Source organism: Aliivibrio sp. S10_S31 (genome assembly GCF_014694495.1).
Classification (GTDB): Bacteria; Pseudomonadota; Gammaproteobacteria; order Enterobacterales; family Vibrionaceae; genus Aliivibrio; species Aliivibrio fischeri.
Genome location: NZ_JAAUWR010000074.1, coordinates 1 through 1,254 on the forward strand (window position 1 = coordinate 1; position 1,254 = coordinate 1,254).

The window sequence follows — 1,254 nt, forward strand, 5'->3', positions numbered from 1 at the left end:
TGATATGACCCCTTAAAAGTAGACACGGGGTTTTAGTTACTTAACTCAAAATCTATGGGGCTCTTTCCTCCTAGAGTCCCATGCCTTCTTATCGGATTATAATAGCCATCGATATAAAGTCGACTTTGCATTGTCATCTCTTCTCTTGATAGTTGCCCTAAACAGCTTATCCATTCCTTTTTATACTGAGCAAAGAAACTCTCTGAACAAGCATTATCCCAACAGTTTCCTTTACGGGACATACTGATTGTTATTCCTCTCTTGTACAACCAACGCATCGTCATCTCTGACGTATACTGAACTCCTTGGTCTGAATGAAACATCAATTGACTACCATCAGGTCTACGTCTTTCCCAAGCCTTCTTTAAACTACGAACTACAAGCTCTGCGTTGTTAATCCTACTCGTCGACCAACTGATGACCTTTCTTGAGTAAAGGTCTAATACAACACATAAGTACTGCCAACCCTCACTACATCGGACCTGAGTAATGTCTGAAGTCCAAACCCTGTTTGGCTGTGATACTGAAAACTTTCGGTCCAGTAAATTAAAAGCTGGAAAGCCTAATTTCTGCTTAGGCGCACACCCATGCCTCTTCTTACTCGCTCTGGAACGATAACCAAGACTTTGAAGCAGACGTTGGATCCGTTTCTTATTACAAATAAAACCATAAGAGATAGCGGCTTCATAGAGTTTTCTATAGCCAGGGACACAGTGTTGACGTTCGCTTTCGTCTTTTAAAAAACACTTCAATTCAGCGTTATATCTATCGCGAAGCGTAGGCTCTCTATTTAACCACTTATAATACCCTGAAGTGGACACATCAAGATAGCGACAAAGTTTTACTACCGGCCTTACTGGGCTTGAGTACTTGGAAATAAACTCAAATCTTATTCTCTTCGTCTTTCGAAGTAGGCCGTCGCCTTTTTTAAGATATCGTTCTCCAACTCCGCATCTGCTAAGCGTTTTTTAAGTTCGACAACCTCACGCTCTAGTTCTTTTAGCGATTTTTCAGGGCCTTTATTAGGAATGGGCGCTACTGTGTGTTTTTTAGATGTCATCTGGCTTCTCCATTTTACCAATAGCTGAGGAGCGATCCCAATAGAGATCGCCACTGATTTTACTGTATCTGGAGAGTCTAATGACTGTTGAACTGCGTTTCTTTTGAACTCATTAGAAAACTTTCGTTGTGATTTGATTTTCATGTCACTCAATCCTCGTGATCGAGTGTCCACTTTATTGGGGTCAAATCAGG

Annotated in this window: 1 protein-coding gene; it reads right to left on the bottom strand. The window is 41.1% G+C overall.

Going from position 1 to position 1,254, the window contains the following annotated elements; genetic code table 11:
• Nucleotides 1–32: 32 nt before the first annotated feature.
• A protein-coding gene (locus HC728_RS19595) for an IS3 family transposase (protein WP_139073841.1) occupies nt 33–1,204 on the bottom strand; the annotation gives its coding sequence in 2 pieces (ribosomal slippage) (nt 33–934 and nt 934–1,204; 1,173 coding nt in all).
• Nucleotides 1,205–1,254: the final 50 nt, after the last annotated feature.